Origin of the sequence: Shewanella glacialipiscicola, from assembly GCF_023283485.1 — a bacterium.
GTDB lineage: Bacteria > Pseudomonadota > Gammaproteobacteria > Enterobacterales > Shewanellaceae > Shewanella > Shewanella glacialipiscicola.
On sequence record NZ_JAKILU010000001.1, the window covers coordinates 1 to 15,438 of the forward strand.

Genomic DNA, 15,438 nt, shown 5'->3' on the forward strand with positions numbered 1-15,438 from the left:
CCCATCCCGAACTCAGCAGTGAAACGCAAACGCGCCGATGGTAGTGTGGGGTCTCCCCATGTGAGAGTAGGTCATCGCCAAGCGCCTAATTATCTCGATGAGATGTAAAAAAGCCAGCTGAATAAGCTGGCTTTTTTACGTCTGCAATTTGGCAGAAGAAGTGGATTTTGAAGCCTTAAAAAAATTCAACTATTTACAAAGCTATTGAGCTATATGTTGAGTCGCCAGTTCACACTAAACTGACGGTTTGATTATTGACAATTGAAGCTGTGTTCTGGGGGGGGAGCTAGCCTCTCCACAACGCTAGTATATTGTTGAATGAATCACTCTTGATTGATTTTGGCCTTGAAGCTGGCTTTAGTATTGTCGTTGGCTTGTTTATACCAATAATCAAGCATCTGGCTGATTTCAGTTTGGCTAGGCTGGGTAGCTTGCTGAACCTTATCATCGACCGCAGAGACTGTTGACGTCATCACTGCTGGTGCGAGCAAGTTTGTGGATGCGATGGCTGGAGCTTGGCGCATTTGTGGCTGGCCTGATGATAGTGTTTTGGTTGACGGTGGAACCATGGCATTACCCGATTGTGTCATCGTGATGTTCAATGATGCGGGGCGATCGCTAAGGTTGTACTGCAGTATTTCGTGCTCAAAATCCCGCCCTAGTTGAACCCCATTCTTAATCAATTTATCGCTGGTAAAACTCACCGCTTCATCTTGAGTATTTAATAGCGTCAACTCGGCTGATTCATCAAATTTTTTTGCGTCTTTGGCTGAGTTTATAGCAGGAAGTTTAAGAGTCAATATTTGCTCTGAGGCATCAAAACGGATAATTAACACATCAGATAGATAATGTACTGAATCAGCCTGTTGTCGGTATTGCGCAGCATAACGAAAGGCAATTTGATTCATACCATCGGCTAAGATGAGTTCGCCACTCTTTACTGCTGGTTTACCATTGACTGTTAGCACTTCAGCGTTTTTAGGTAGCTTTAGATTCACATCGGCGGCAGCGGGTTGCACAGTGCTTAGCATTAACGCTGTGGCACATAAGATTGATTGATATTTCATACGTTTTCTCAGTTGTTACAAGAGCGCCGCTAAATAATAAGGCTAATATCTGACGGCACAAAGCGGGTAATGCTTAGTGTGGTTTATGATAACCTTAATGGCGATAAGTCGTTTATATGAAACGCAGATTAGCGTTAATTTTATCTGCGGGGAATAAAAAAGGCTCACGAGGAGCCTTTTGAGTGATATTTGTTATTGAACGTCTATTGGGTTAAGTCAATGCTATAAACGGCGAAACCCAGTGCATCGGTGCTGATCTTCTTCATTTCACGTTGCTGATTATCTTTGATAAAGGCAGCAGCTTTATCACTATCTTGAGTTTCGAAGCGAACGTCTAATACGATGTTAGTGGTGATTGTTTTAAAATCCCAGTTGTAATCGGCACTTGGATTAACCATGGCGTCGTACTTACCCGTCACTTCGTTGAACTTAGACTGCTCTGTGATATAGGCGGCTAATGCTTCGCGGTTTGTGTCTGGTAGCTCCAGAACAACATGATCGCTACCCGTACCTGCAAATTTACCGCCAAAAGCGCGGTAGTTATTTGAGGTGACGATAAACTCTTTTGTCGCAAGCTCTTCACCTGTAATGACTTTACCGTTTTCGTCTGTATAGCTTAAATCTACAATACGATTTGCACTGGCATTAACCACTGCGCAATCGCGGTCAAACTTACTCGGTTGCGTAACATCAATCTTATAAGTTAAGCCATCTAGCACGTCAAAGTTATAGGTTGGATGACCATCCCAGTTGATTAAACCCTGTGGCGTAGTTTTTGTAGGGTCGATTTGATTGAATTGGTTGGCTGAACACTCGAGCCAATCTTTCAATTCGGCGCCATTTGCTTTGACTGCCACCATAGTATTGGGATACAGGTACAGATCTGCGGCGTTTTTGAAGGTCAGTGGACCTTTATCGACTTGAACAAATTGGTCCGCATCGCTGCTTGTGCCGTGGCGTCCACCCGCTTTAAAAGGGGCTGAGGCTGACAGCACTGGTAGCCCTTGTAATGCTGCGGGTAATTTCGCTTTTACGTTAGCGATTTGCGCATCTGAAACGATTTGCACCGTAGGATCGTCTTGCACTAAGGTGAGAAAGCTATACATATCTGCCGCAGCGACACCGATAGGTTCATCCACAAAGGCGAGGGTGCCTTGGTGCTCAGCTGCGACGGCATCATGAATAGCGGCATCAGCGGTAACTAATGCGGTTTTATTCGCGCCATCATAAATCGGACGAGCCTCAGTTTTTGCACTAATAACAGTCCATTTACCGTCCTTACGCTCAAGTTTAAAGTCAACCACGCCTAAGTTATCCCCCCAACGGCCTGGCATCACGGCGGGTACACCGTTTAGTAAACCTTGAGTCACATCAGTATTGGGTAAGTCAGCATATTTAGCATCTGGGAAGATAGAGTGGCTATGGCCAAATAAAATCGCATCGATACCATCAACGTAAGTTAACGCGTAAGTGGCGTTTTCAGCCATAGGATCGCCAGGATTTTCAGACGAACCAATACCTGAGTGAGGGATTGCGATAATAATGTCAGCCCCTTTAGCCTTCATTTCGGGGACATATTTTTTCGCGGTTTCAACAATATCCTCAACCGTTACTCTACCTGTAAGATTTTGTTTATCCCACAATAGGATTTGTGGTGGTACAAAGCCAATGTAACCAATTTTAATGCTTTGACTATTGCCTTCACTGTCGATAATTTGTTTTTCTTTGATGATATAAGGTGTGAATAAATTTTCACCTTTTTTTACTTCATTCCAACAGCCATTATCGTTAGCGCAATAAACGTTTGAGTTGATATAAGGAAAATCTGCACCACTAATCGATTTATCTAAGAAATCTAAACCATAGTTAAATTCATGATTACCGATATTACCGACTTCATAATCTAATAGGTTCATGGCTTTATAAGCAGGGTGAACGTCGCCCATTTGCAGGCCAACTTTCGCCATATAATCGCCCATTGGGCTGCCTTGCAGTAGATCGCCGTTATCGACTAAAACACTGTTTTTAGCTTCGCTGCGTGCTGCATGGATCAAACTTGTGGTGCGGGCTAGACCGATAGTTGGGTCATCCTTACCACTGTAGTAGTTGAAATCCATGATATTAGTGTGTAAATCTGTGGTTTCTAGTATCCGTAAATCGGCTTGAACGATTTTACCATCAGGTTGAATAATGGTGTCATCATCTGAGTTACAGGCACTCACACCCAAGGCTGCAGTGATCATCACTGCAAGTATTTTCTTATTTAACATAGTTATCTCTATTTATATTTATTTGACCCCTACGCATGTTCCGTAAAGAACATGCCCATCATCCCGTTAATTCAGTGTAACTTAACTGTTGGGTTAATTTGTCACCAAGTTAACGAGTGAGAATTATAAAGACATTTTATGAAATGAGTGTGACATTAATTGAATAAAGTGGTCACAAATTGTGACCAATAGCGAATTAGCCTAAATAGCGAGCTATTCAATCTGTGCATTTGTTATATGGATGTTTAAATAACCGAGGTGAAAAGTTTATTAAGAATAATTAACTTACTTTATCGGAACGGCGTTTTATTTACTGACACAGTTGTCTATGTTGAGAATATCTGGCTTAAAAAATCTAATTAAATTGATTTAAATAATTCTTTTTACATCAAATTTTAATTAATGCTCATCACACCTGCTTGCATGTGCTTCGCTCTTATTGAAGCACATTAAATTTAACTGAGAATTGGCATAGATACATTTAGACTGGAAATACACATAAAGTGATACAAATTAACGGTTAACTGTGCAGGTAAAACTTGGCTGAAATAGGCATAAGTTGTTAAGGTAGCTCATCGAAATTGACGTACGTATCATATGTGTTCGTTAAACAGACGGCTTAAAATAGAATGCGTTAAACTGACTATTTTAAGCAGCAAGCTAAAATTCATTAGCACGCACCTTTCACTTTAAAAATACAATCGAAAGGGCTGCAACATTCAAGGGAGTTAATATGCGTAAGTCCGTTATTACCACAGCCGTGGCTACGGCTTTGTTACTGAGTGCTTGTTCAGACCAGCCTGCTGCAAATACCAATGAAGCCAAAAATGCCGTTGCTACGCAAACCGCCACTAAAGCAGAGGCAACTAATGTGTTACTGAGCAAGAGCTCACTGCAGGATCAAACACCGCAATTTAATCTGATCAATATGGCAGATTATGCTCCCGCCTTTGAGCAGGGCATGAAAGCCCATGATGTCGAAATCGCGGCCATTATAAATAACAAACAAGCGGCCAGTTTTGACAACACCATTCTGGCAATGGAAACCTCAGGTGAGTTATTAACGCGTGTATCGCGGATTTTCTTTAATCTTGCGGGTTTGATTTCGAATGATGATTTTCAGAAAACGGAAGCGGATCTTGCGCCTAAGTTAGCTGCCCACCGCGATAATATTTATCTCGACCCGACTTTATTTGCCCGTGTTGAAGCTGTGTATCAACAAAAGAGCAACTTGAATGCAGAAGATCAGCGTTTAGTTGAATATTATTATGAGCAGTTTGTCCGTGCTGGCGCGAAATTGTCCGCCGAAGATAAAGCCAAGATGCGTGACTTTAATGCCGAGCTTGCAACCTTAGCGACGGATTTTTCACAAAACAGCTTAAAATCATTTAAAGATGATGTGATTGTTGTAACCGATAAAGCGCAGTTAGTCGGTTTATCTGATAGCGAAATCGCCACCTTAGCCGCAGCGGCTAAAGCTGCCGGAAAAGAGGGTTACTTAATTACTCTCGTTAATACCACGCGCCAGCCTGTGCTGGCGAGTTTAGATAACCGAGAACTACGCCAAAAAGTGTGGCAAACCTCGGCGCATCGTTCGGTGGCAAGCAATGGTCCATTGATTGTTAAAATGGCGCAGATTCGAGCTAAAAAAGCCAACTTGCTGGGTTTTGATACCTGGGCATCCTATGCGGTCGCCGATCAAATGGCGAAAACCCCTGCCGCTGTGTATGAAATTCTCGATGATTTAGCCCCTAAAGCGCTGGCGCGCGCTAAAGTGGAGGCGGCTGACATTCAAGCTGAGATTAAAAAAGCGGGCGGTGATTTTGAACTGCAACCTTGGGACTGGGCTTATTACGCTAATAAAGTGCGTCAAGAGAAATACTCCCTCGACGAGAGCACTATCAAGCCCTATTTTGAGTTTAATACGGTATTACAAGACGGATTATTCTTCGCCATGCATAAACTGTATGGCATCACTTTAAAAGCGCGCACCGATTTACCTGTGTGGCATTCCGATGTATTAGCCTTTGAAGTGTTTGATAAAGATAACAGTTCTATCGGGCTATTCTACCTTGACCCCTATGCCCGTGAAGGTAAAGGCGGCGGCGCGTGGATGGATGAGTTTGTCACCCAAAGCGGCCTACTTGGCACTAAACCTGTTGTTTACAACGCGCTTAATATTCCTAAGCCAGCCGATGGTCCAACCTTGATGACCTTCGATGAAGTGACCACTCTGTTCCATGAATTTGGCCATGCGGTACACGGTTTATTCTCGCAGGTGAAATACCCAAGCGTTGCTGGCACATCAACGGCGCGTGACTTTGTTGAGTTCCCTTCACAGGTTAACGAAGATTGGAATATCGACCCTGTTGTAATTGCTAACTATGCCAAACACTATCAAACGGGTGAGCCAATTCCAAAAGCGCTGCTTGATAAAATTCTAGCCGCAAATAAATTTGGTCAAGGTTTTGATACTGTTGAGTATTTGTCTGCAGCCTTGTTAGATATGGAATGGCACTCTATCAGCGCAGACACACAAATTAGTGATGTTGAGCAGTTTGAGCACCAAGTATTAGCTAAACACGGCCTTGATTTTGCGCCTATTCCACCACGTTATAAATCGAGCTACTTTAGCCATGCTTTCTCTGGTGGTTATTCCGCGGGATATTACGCCTATTTGTGGACCGAAGTGTTTGCTGCCGATGCCTTTGCTTATATGAGTGAGCAGGGCGGTTTAAAAACTGATAATGGTGACAAATTCCGTCAAGAAGTGTTATCTAAAGGCAACAGTGAAGATCTTATGCAAGATTATATTCACTTCACCGGTAAAAAACCGACAACCGAGGCACTGTTAAAGCGCCGTGGTTTAGTCGACTAATCGGTTAGTTATTTAAAATAAAAGGCTTGTTAGGGAAACCTAGCAAGCCTTTTTTATTGCGTTATATAACATATGACGCACCGATTGAGCCACTGGCTAATCTGCTGGGCCGGTGAAGTGCGCAGCAGCTTGCACGGCTTTAAAATCTTCTGCGACATTCAGCGCAATTTGGGCACGTTTTAATGCTAATTCACTATGGTATTCAGCGGCGGCGCGTATATTTTTATCATGGCTCGATGCTAAAGAACCGAGGGCTTTTTGGAGTCGTACAGCCACTTCAACTATGCCAGCGCCATCTCTAGCAATCGCCGTAAAAGCATCATCACACATATCCTGAGGGCATATTTCAGGTACTTCAATGCGATTGTACTTGGGTGTTTGGCTATCAGTATTTGTCAAAGGCGCATCCCATAGCGTAAACAATCGTATTAGGGTTCCTATAATACAAATAGCTGTTCCGGGATCGTTCACCGCAGGCGACAGCGCGCGTCCAGCAATCTCCGACAATACCACTAAACCAAATCGTGGATCATCATCGAAAAGACGCACGTCACCAATCTGGAATGCTGCTAAAACGGGGGTATCATCAAGCTCGGCTAAATCGCCTGAATCGGCACGAATGTAGGCTAATGGTCGATTTTGAGCAGCAAAAGTGCCCGGTAATGCCGCGATCACCACGCGCATTTTATGTTTTCCAGCCCAGTTTTGCAGTGCCGCAATGTTGATGTATTGAACATAACCGACATTAACCGCATGTACCGCGCGTCCGCTAGCCTCTGAGCTCACTGATACGCCGCAAAGGGTGGGCGCATGCTTTCGCCGCTTTAGCGATGCAGCGGTCGCTATTTCTACTTTCTCAATCGTTGTGCCCATACGTCCGAGGCGAGCAATGCTATCTACCCAGCGCACAAATGTAAAAATCACTACGCTGAAGATCAGCGCCGTTAGCAGAAAAAGAATAAATAAACCTGCCGTTTGAAAGTAACTATTTTTTACCGCCGTAAGGGCTACTATGCTAAAAATGAAGGCACCGACAAACGTGGAGAGTGCATTTTGAGATGCATCGTCTGCAACAACTAATACAAATGATCGTGGTGTTGCTGTTGTTGCCGCAGAGGCATAGGCCGATACCATAGAACCCACTGAAAATGTGGCAATCACCAGCATGCTTGACGCCATGATGGATAAGAGTACCTCAATGGAGTCTAATGAAATCTCAGGTGTGATCTGTGCTAATCCAGTTCCATCAGCCAATTTTGCGATTAAGGCTGCCATTATTGAAAGCAGGCAAACGATCAGTGGTTTTACCCACAGTCGGTGGCGAAACTGATTGAGAAAAACTCTGACGCGGTCAGTTAATAGGGTAGAGCTCATTTCAGTCTCCGCAGTTGTCATCTTTTGCTAATACGTACACATTTTAAAGTAGAAAGATAAAAATGTGTGGTTAAGCTTTTTAAAAAACGGCTCAAAATAGATGTTGTCATTATAGATAATATTCATCTAGTAATACTGGGCGCATACTATTTTAAATGGAGAACCCAAAAATTTAATTATTTGATTTATGGTTAATTAAATCTATTTTCCTGTAAATATTCTCAATAGGTAAATTCTAGCCGAATGAACATATAGACCCTATTTACGCTGTAATATCAAAAGTAACGGGAGCCTAGGCTCCCGTTACTAATCTTACTTTTAACCTTTATTATTGGCGATATTATTCGGCCAGTAAACCACGACTACGTAGCAGCGGCTCTATGCCCGCTTCTTTACCGCGAAAGTTTTTATACATCAGCATCGGATCGTCGCTACCGCCTTTTGAAAGGATATTATTACGGAAAGAATCTGCCGTAGCTTTATCGAAAATGCCATTTTCTTTAAAGGCTTCAAAGGCATCAGCACCTAAAATATCCGACCAAAGGTAGCTGTAGTAACCTGCAGAATAACCGCCTGCGAAAATATGTGAGAAGTAGGTGCTGCGATAGCGTGGGCTAATTTGATTAATTAATCCCATCGCTGCTAACGAGTCGGCTTCAAACTTGGCGGCATCCTTTGGCGTGGTGTCGGTCAGTGTGTGCCAATCTAAATCGAGTTTAGTGGCTGCGACATATTCAACCGTAGAAAACCCTTGGTTAAACTTACTCGCCGCTTGGATTTTCTTCACTAATTCCTGCGGGATAACTTCGCCAGTTTTATAATGTTTGGCAAATTGAGCTAATACTTCTGGTTGTGTCATCCAGTTTTCATTCACTTGTGACGGAAATTCTACATAGTCGCGTGGTACAGCGGTGCCGCCCTGTGAGCGATATTCTACTTTCGATAGCATGCCGTGCAGCGCATGACCAAATTCGTGGAATAACGTACTAGCCTCATCGAAGGTCAGTAATGCTGGCTCATTACCCGCTGGGCGAGGGTAGTTGAGTACGTTAACAATAATGGGCTTAGAATCAACGCCATTCATATTGTATTGCTTACGATAAGAGTTCATCCAGGCGCCGCCACGCTTGCTGTCGCGGGTAAAATAATCGCCCATAAAGATAGCCATTAGTTTGCCGTCTTTATCGTAGACCTCCCATGTACGTACTTCTGCATTGTATTTGGGTAAGTCGGTACGTTCCTTAAAGGTCAAACCGTACAAACGGTTCGCGGTGTAGAACACGCCTTTAAGAGTGCTATCAAGTGAGAAATACGGACGAGTTTGTTGTTCGTTAAAGCTGTATTTTGCTACACGAATTTTATCGGCGTAGTAATCCCAGTCCCACGCTTGCAGCGTAAACTTATTATCTTGGCTATCGATCATGGCTTGCATATCAGCCATTTCAGCTTTGGCTTGGGCAAGCGCGGCTGGCCATACTTTATTGAGCAAGCCGTAAACGTTTTCGGGCGTTTTAGCAGTGCGTTCTTCTAACACAAAATCAGCATGAGTTTTATAGCCCATCAACTGGGCGCGTTCTGCGCGCAGTGCGGCAATTTTAGCCAGGATGGTTTTGTTATCGTGGGCATTATTGTTATTGCCACGCTCGGTATAACCTTTATACAAGATTTCACGTAATTGACGGTTATCGGCATAGGTTAAAAAAGGCGTGATAGAAGGGCGAGAAGTGGTAAATACCCACTTGCCTTCGTGGCCACGTTTTTTAGCGGTTTCAAAGGCGGTGGCAATCACATCATCGGGTAAGCCGGCTAAATCTGTTTTGCTATCGATAACGAGTTCAAAGGCATTGGTTTCAGCAAGTAGATTGTCACCAAAGGTGAGATTGAGTTTACCGATTTCATCGTTTAATGCGCGCAGTTTGGTTTTATCTTGCTCGCTTAAGTTAGCGCCGCCACGGGTGAAAGATTTATAGGTATCTTCCAGTAATTTTGCTTGCGCGGTATTGAGCTTTAAGCTGTCTTTTGCATCATGAACCGCTTTGACTTTTTGAAACAGTTTGTCATTGAGCAAAATATCATCTTCAGCGGACGATAACATCGGCGACACTTCTTTCGAAATGGCCTGCAACGCAGGGGTGGTGTCGGCGCCCGTTAGGTTGAAGAAAACATTCGATACTCGCGTGACTAAATCGCCTGAAAACTCCATTGCTTCAATGGTATTAGCGAAGGTAGGCTTAGCTTTATTATCAACGATGGCTTGCATCTGTTCGTGTTGCCGGGCAATACCCGCTTTAAATGCAGGAAGGAAATGTTCAGGTTTGATTTTATCAAAGTCTGGGATTTCCATAAAAGTATCATAGGGTTTAAAGAATGGATTGGTCGCATTCTGGCTGATAATTTGCACTGAAACGGCATTAGGCGCTGCATTTGCTTGCACACTGGCATCGGGTTGTTGTGCGCTGCAAGCACCTAAGGTTAAGGCTAAAGCAATGGCACTTAGCGTGAGTTTAGCGGTGCGTGGCTTGAGGGCTTGCGCTTTAAGGGTTAGTCCCTTCATTATTAGTTCCCCGTTAGGTCGATTATTGTTATGCATGCTGGAATAGGTGATAGCCGTAGATTTTGATAACCATAGATTTCAGGAAGTGAACAATCTGAGAACGGCTAAAACAATTAAATTATTAAGGTGATTTTTTAACATGTATCGCAGGTTGGATCCTATTGTTTTTGTGTTTTATTTGTAACAAATGTTTTATTTCAGGTATTTAAGCAAAGCAATATGGCAAACTAAATAGGCTCAAACCATATTGCAAATTAGCGTGTTGGCACGTGAGCTGAGTTAAATCGTGCACGTATATAGGTAATATAAGTCATGCTAATCACGGCAACACAAACCCTTTCATTCCTTTTAAAACCGTCTATTGCAGTACGGTCCTAACATTAATAACAATAACAGGATCTAGTATGTCTCAATCTTATATTCCACGTATTTCCGTGCGTTTGGCTTTATCCTTGGCGTTACTGACAGCCTCCAGCGCTATTATTCCGCAAAGTCTTGCCGCAGATGTTGCTGCAAACACTAACATCCCCCAGTTAAGCTCCAATGCCGTTAAGGTCGCCGATTATGCAGTCGCTAAATACGATGCGGCTATGGTGCAGAGTTTGGCTGAGTTAGTTAGCTTTAATACTCAAGCCGTTGAAGGGCAAACCCCGGACACTAATCCGGCCTTTGTGGGCTTTAAGTCGAGCTTACAACAACTGAGTCAAACACTGGGTTTAGATTATGTCGATCATGGTTATGTCATCTTAATTGGTTTAGATGCGACGTCATCTAGCACGGGCGAGCCTAAAAAATTAGGAGTTGTCACCCATGGCGATGTGCAGCCTGCCAATCCTGCGTTGTGGGCGCAGAGCCCTTATTTACTCGATAGCCAATCTGAGCCGGGCAAATTGATTGGTCGTGGCACAGAGGATGATAAAGGCGCCATTGTTACTGCCATGTACGCTATGAAGGCGATTAAAGATAAGCAAATTAAGCGAGATAGACGCATTGAACTGTTAGTTTATTTAGCTGAAGAATCCGATTGGGAACCACTTGAAACCTTTCTCACCCATTACACACCTGCGGATATGAACATTACCATTGATGCCGAATACCCAGTGGTCACCGCCGAAAAAGGTTGGAGTAAGATTGCGTTTACTGTGCCCAATATTACGATCTCCAATATAGACGCTAAAGCAGAGGCTGCAACTCAAACTCCCACGTTAACAGCTTTCTCTGGTGGCTATTTTGCCAGCCAAGTACCGCAGCAAGCCGAGGCGCAAATTGAGGCGGTTTCACCCGCATTGCTGACAAAATTGCAAACCAAAGCCGCAGCGCAGCAAGGGATGAAATATCGTTTTGAAAACCACTGCGTCGATAGCCTGTGTAAGCTACATATTTTTGCCGACGGTAAAGCCGCACATTCATCTACCCCAGAAGATGGCGTGAATGCGGTAACTCATCTTGCAGCATTGTTAAGTAACAATCTGAGCCATGAACAAAATCATGCGCCTTGGCCACAAACAGCGGCATCCTTAACGGTTGCCGTTATTAATGAGTTAGTGGGTTTAGGGATTTATGCAGAACAGTTTGGTGACTTAGCCTATAAAGATGATTTTATGGGGCCGCTGACATTAGCTCCCACAGTTGTGAGTGAAACGCAAAAGGGCACAGAGGTGATTATTAACTTACGTCGTCCTGTTGGCAAAACACCAGAGTTACTCGCTAAACAAGCCCGTGAAGCCTTAACCCTATGGCAGGATAAACACCAAGTGCAGCTTGTTGATATTGAAAGCTATTGGGGCGAACCTATGGTTGTGGACGGTGCGCCGCAGCAACAAACTCTGCTCGACGTGTTTGCCCACTTTACGGGTATAGTTGACCCCAAACCCGTTGCGATTGGCGGCTCAACCAACAGTAAATTATTCCCCAACGCCTTAAGTTTTGGCCCAGCCATGCCGGGCGTGGAATACACAGGCCATACCGAAAAAGAATTCATCACCCATAAGCAATTTATGCTGAACCTAAAAATGTATACCGCGGCGTTTATCGAGCTATCGGCGGTGAAATAGTGCTCACCATCATTCCAAACCGTATTTTAATTCCTTAATCAAGATTAGAGTTTAAATCAAAGTCGTGGGGCTTCACCCCCTGATATTTAATTAAGAGTCGACCAAGGAGGGCTGCTAGTAATCATGCCAGCAAGATCATTGGCTGTTTATTGGGCTAATTAGACCGCAGTGGTTAGAGATAATAAAAAACCAAGACTTACCCATGTTGAGGATATCTACGGCCATAAAATAATTGCAAGCAAACAGCGCGGCCAGCCTTATGGGTTTAAACTGATGAGGGGATGTGGCACGAGTGTCAGCTTAAATGTGGGCTGTAATACTGGAAATCTAGGTCATGTAACAGTTAAACGTGAGCCATAAAGAGTGATAAAGCTAAAATGATATCAAGTAATTACCTTTAGTTCTGTATGAAAAAACAGCTACTGCGAAAAGGTAAATTCCTATAGCATCATTTATATCCATTTAAATGGATATGGCAGTGGCCAAGTTCTACACGCTATTTATGCCATGCAAACAGCGCAGCGCATAAATACTAAGACATTAGCAGTCAAACGGAGGTGACATGGAAAGTCTAGATAATGTAAAAGTTCTCACTCGTGGAGAATCAGCAATTCTTGCTGGAGTTTGTTCAGGTATTGCGGAATATTATAATTTGCGAAAAAACAGCATTAGGTTAGCATTTTTGTTAACTAGCTTGTTTTTTGCTATTCCTGTATTTGCTTATGTTGTTTTGTGGTTAGTTTTACCAAAATATCCGACGACAGAAGCGATGGCTCGTCATTTACGACGAAATAAGCTACAAAGAAAATATGGCAGTTAACAGGAAATAAAGCGGAACTGTTACTAGTTTGCTCGGTTTCGCTTCGCAACACACTTTAGTAAAAAACTATTAGTGTTTGATCTATCTTTATAACCAATACGTTACGCTAATACTCGAAAGATGAGCCATGGTGATTTGCGAGACTACCGTCCGCCCCATGGACGGACTTGGACAACATCTTTGTTTAACGGCCAGTTCGCCATCCACGGCTCTTGTTCATAAGCTCAGAAACCTTAGTTTCTATTCACCGTGTCGATTTGTGAATGCCATGGCAAGCCTATATGAGTGGATACCAGCCAACGTTAAGATCCCAATAACTGAGATAACAGGTCACCCAATACAGTTTGCCTAAACTATTAGGTCTAAAGGTCAGCTAGGTTCAGTACGATGACTTGTTACTCACAGAATAAAAAGCCCTGCTTATACTGTGATGTATTGCAGGGCTTTTTAATCGAGAGTTTGCATTCGCTGAGCTGCGGGACAAGCCTTACTCAGGGTTTATGACCTACATCGAATAGGTCATTCCTTTCTTTCATTTCTTCCACTTATCTCTTTACTCTCATCTTTGTCACTTAAATCGGCGTCATAGATATTCTAATAACCGATGGCTTCACTACCCGCATGGCGAGGATCGGAAGACCCAAAAATCCCCTGTTCATTGACCATGATTGATTGTGTACTGCCCATGGCAGATTGTACTTTTACTTTGTGACCTTTGGCTTCGAGCAAGGAAATGGTATCGCGGTTTAAGCTGGACTCAACGCGCAGTTCATCGGGTAACCATTGATGGTGTACCCTTGCAGCATTACTGGCTTCAGCGATATTTAACCCATGATCAATCACATTCATGATGATCTGCAAAGTGGTGGTGATAATGCGTGAACCACCTGGGCTACCGGTGATGAGGAAGGGTTTTCCGTCTTTCATTACTATGGTAGGGCTCATTGAGCTCAGTGGGCGCTTATTGCCTTCAACCGCATTGGCATCACCGCCAACTAAGCCATAACCGTTAGGTACACCAGTCTTGGCTGAGAAATCATCCATTTCGTTATTGAGTAAAATTCCAGTGCCTTTAGCGACTAATCCTGAGCCATAGCTAAAGTTTAGCGTGTAAGTGTTTGATACCGCATTACCCCATTTATCAACTACCGAGAAATGAGTGGTTTGATCGCTCTCATAGGGCGCCAGTTTTCCCGGTTTTATGTTGGTACTTGGCGTGACTTTATCCATTGAAATTTGGCTGGCAATTTTTTGGGCGTAATCTTTACTGGTTAACGCTTTGACTGGGACATTGTAAAAATCAGGGTCACCCAAATATTCGCTACGATCGGCGTAAGCACGCTTCATCGTTTCTGTCATTAAGTGGATTGTTTGCGCCGTATTTTGGCCGAGTTTATCAATTGGGAATTGCTGTAATACATTGAGCATTTCAATAATGTGCACACCACCCGATGACGGTGGCGGCATAGAAACCACCTCATAACCTCGGTATTCGCCGCGCACAGGCTCACGTTCGACAACCTTGTATTGTTTAAGATCGTCCAAGGTCATAATGCCGCCTGCATCTTGCACCGCTTTGACGATTTTTGTCGCAGTTTCACCTTCGTAAAAACCTTTAGTACCCTTTTTGGCAATAAGACTTAATGAGTGGGCCAATTCGGGCTGTTTAAGCACATCATCGACTTGATAGTCACTGCCGTCGGCTTTGTAGAAGATAGCTGCCGTAGTTGGCCATTGGCTCATACGGCGTTTAAGCCCTGCAAGGGATTGCGCTAAATCTGGCGTGACGCTAATGCCTTCTTGCGCCATCTCAATGGCGGGCGCCGTGACTTGTTTTAGTGTCATGGTGCCATATTTTTCAAGGGCTAAGCTCATGCCCATAACAGTGCCCGGCACACCTACAGCAAGGCCATGCTCACGGCTCAATTTTTCAACCGCATCGCCATTTTCATCAAGGAAAATATCTTTATTAGCTTTAGAGGGCGCCATTTCACGGTAATCAATCGCGATGGTTTTGTTTTCTTTGGCGATATGTACCAGCATAAAACCGCCGCCGCCAATGTTCCCCGCGCGAGGTAATGTTACCGCGAGGCTAAAGGCTACGGCCACTGCGGCATCAACCGCATTGCCGCCCTGTTTTAAAATTTCAATACCAGTGCGACTGGCGAGTGTTTCTTGGCTTGCGACCATGCCATGCTTGGCCCACACAGGTTGCGCTGTGGCCATCTGGCTAAAAATGGATGATTCATCGGCGAGTAAATGTGGTGATGATACTAGGGGAAGCGCCATCGCAATGGCGAGAATCAAGGGGCTAAAGATTTTTACTGGACGCATATCCAATCCTGTATTTATTTTTATTAGGGCTATGCAATGTGCCGAGAATTAGGCTTAATTGCAACCGTGTATCGTTTATTAGCCCTA

Annotated in this window: 8 protein-coding genes and 1 rRNA gene; 4 read left to right on the plus strand and 5 right to left on the minus strand. The window is 43.8% G+C overall.

Going from position 1 to position 15,438, the window contains the following annotated elements; genetic code table 11:
- A 5S ribosomal RNA gene (rrf, locus tag L2717_RS18220) occupies positions 1–83 on the plus strand; the annotation flags it as partial.
- A 240-nt stretch (positions 84–323) separates the two neighbouring features.
- Here rrf and L2717_RS00005 read toward each other — a convergent pair.
- Together L2717_RS00005 and L2717_RS00010 are read right to left on the minus strand one after the other, a co-directional pair.
- The gene (locus tag L2717_RS00005; protein ID WP_220775034.1) at positions 324–1,067 is read right to left on the minus strand and encodes a DUF2057 domain-containing protein; all 744 of its coding nucleotides are present in this window, start codon (positions 1,065–1,067) and stop codon (positions 324–326) included.
- A 203-nt stretch (positions 1,068–1,270) separates the two neighbouring features.
- Positions 1,271–3,337: a bifunctional 2',3'-cyclic-nucleotide 2'-phosphodiesterase/3'-nucleotidase gene (locus L2717_RS00010; RefSeq protein ID WP_248937930.1), complete on the minus strand. Its 2,067-nt coding sequence runs from the start codon at positions 3,335–3,337 to the stop codon at positions 1,271–1,273.
- Positions 3,338–4,070: 733 nt separating this feature from the next.
- Between L2717_RS00010 and L2717_RS00015 the strand changes: the two genes are divergently transcribed.
- Positions 4,071–6,215, plus strand: a complete 2,145-nt coding sequence (locus L2717_RS00015) for a M3 family metallopeptidase (RefSeq protein ID WP_220774204.1) — start codon at positions 4,071–4,073, stop codon at positions 6,213–6,215.
- A 96-nt stretch (positions 6,216–6,311) separates the two neighbouring features.
- Here L2717_RS00015 and L2717_RS00020 read toward each other — a convergent pair whose 3' ends face one another.
- Positions 6,312–7,589 (minus strand): DUF2254 domain-containing protein, encoded by a 1,278-nt coding sequence (locus L2717_RS00020; RefSeq protein WP_220774205.1) that lies wholly within the window; start codon positions 7,587–7,589, stop codon positions 6,312–6,314.
- 340 nt (positions 7,590–7,929) lie between these two features.
- Entirely contained in the window at positions 7,930–10,143 is a 2,214-nt protein-coding gene (locus L2717_RS00025; RefSeq protein ID WP_220774206.1) for a M3 family metallopeptidase, read from the minus strand.
- Positions 10,144–10,547: 404 nt separating this feature from the next.
- On the opposite strand from L2717_RS00025, the gene L2717_RS00030 reads away from it, so the two are divergent.
- Both L2717_RS00030 and L2717_RS00035 read left to right on the plus strand, forming a co-directional pair.
- The gene (locus L2717_RS00030; protein WP_220774207.1) at positions 10,548–12,197 is read left to right on the plus strand and encodes a dipeptidase; all 1,650 of its coding nucleotides are present in this window, start codon (positions 10,548–10,550) and stop codon (positions 12,195–12,197) included.
- A gap of 562 nt (positions 12,198–12,759) precedes the next feature.
- Positions 12,760–13,017: a PspC domain-containing protein gene (locus tag L2717_RS00035; RefSeq protein ID WP_220774208.1), complete on the plus strand. Its 258-nt coding sequence runs from the start codon at positions 12,760–12,762 to the stop codon at positions 13,015–13,017.
- A 594-nt stretch (positions 13,018–13,611) separates the two neighbouring features.
- Here L2717_RS00035 and ggt read toward each other — a convergent pair.
- The gene (ggt, locus tag L2717_RS00040) at positions 13,612–15,351 is read right to left on the minus strand and encodes a gamma-glutamyltransferase (protein ID WP_220774209.1); all 1,740 of its coding nucleotides are present in this window, start codon (positions 15,349–15,351) and stop codon (positions 13,612–13,614) included.
- Between the last annotated feature and the right edge of the window lie 87 nt (positions 15,352–15,438).